1 protein-coding gene is annotated in these 1134 nt (G+C 58.6%); it reads left to right on the top strand.

Translation table 11 applies throughout. The features are described from left to right. The coding region (locus AC07N6_RS24255) for a hypothetical protein (RefSeq protein ID WP_494783860.1) at positions 1-1134 on the top strand (1134 nt) is incomplete at both ends.

Below are 1134 nucleotides of genomic sequence, written 5' to 3'. Positions count from 1 at the left end.
CCACAACCCGACACACGGCAACGACAACGCCATCGGCCTGTACTACGACGCCTTCGGCAAGCAGATCGGCAAGATCACCGCCAGCGGCAATGCCCAGGGGCAAGCCCAGGAGTTTGTGGACTATGACGCGGCCGGGCGCATCTGGCGCAGCAATGTCGATCAGGGCATCACCAAGGTCTACTTCTACGACCGCGCCGGCCGGCCGACTCTGACGCTGCAATCGCAGGCGTTGAACCTGCGCGCCATGACGCTGGAGCAGATCCAGGAAGAGATGGGCAAACCGGACAGCCGCATTGCCACCACCATCACCGTGTACGACGAGCGCGGACAGGTAATCCGCACCATCCAGCCCAGGATGAGCAGCAGCCGGCCCAATGCGTCGCTGATAGCGGCGCAGGGCGGCGGGTACTTCCAGGGAGTGCAACTGACCTCGGGGGCGACCTTGCTGGCAGGGGCCAATGCAGCCTATATACAGGGCGCGCCGGCGGTGGCGGATTCGGTGGGGCTGAGCGGATCATTTTCTGCCCATGCTCACAGTCAGTTGTCCTATAACAGAAAATTTCATCGCAACGGCCCGCATTGGGAAGTCTGGAGTACCTTGCGGATGGGTGGAGGATTGCCGGATTTGAGCGCCGTGTATGGTGCACATAAAATTGCTGTTGTTGCCAGGGTCTATGACCGTAGCGAAGAGAGAATTTACGATCAAGGAGCGAGCTCGTTCAGTTTTGAGTGGCATGACTTCCGACGCCAGTACGACAGTCACAATTCGGATATCTGGGTTCACGGCGGGGATAGACATGGTGCCGACATCCGCGTACCCAATTGGATGATGGCTATTTCGCGCTGGAGAGATAAACCCGTTGCCTTTGATATCTACGTCATCCCTCAAAACGGCCAGCGAATCGGCCTGGGTTCCATCAATGGAAGCTTGTCGGCCTGGAGACAAGAAGGTAATGGATGGCCTATCAACAGCCCGAATTATCCGTGGGCACATACCAGTGCGACTTTGTCACCGGCCTCCAATATCCTGCGTCTCTCGAACCAAACGTTACACGGCGCCGCCAAAGTCGATCTTTTCTACCGCCCGATGGGAACGGGCGGCGGGCCACGCGCCGGTTTTACAAGGTTAGGCAC

It is taken from the genome of Herbaspirillum sp. GW821-FHT09A12 (assembly GCF_059418325.1).
This window is presented reverse-complemented; position numbering and strand designations above follow the sequence as displayed.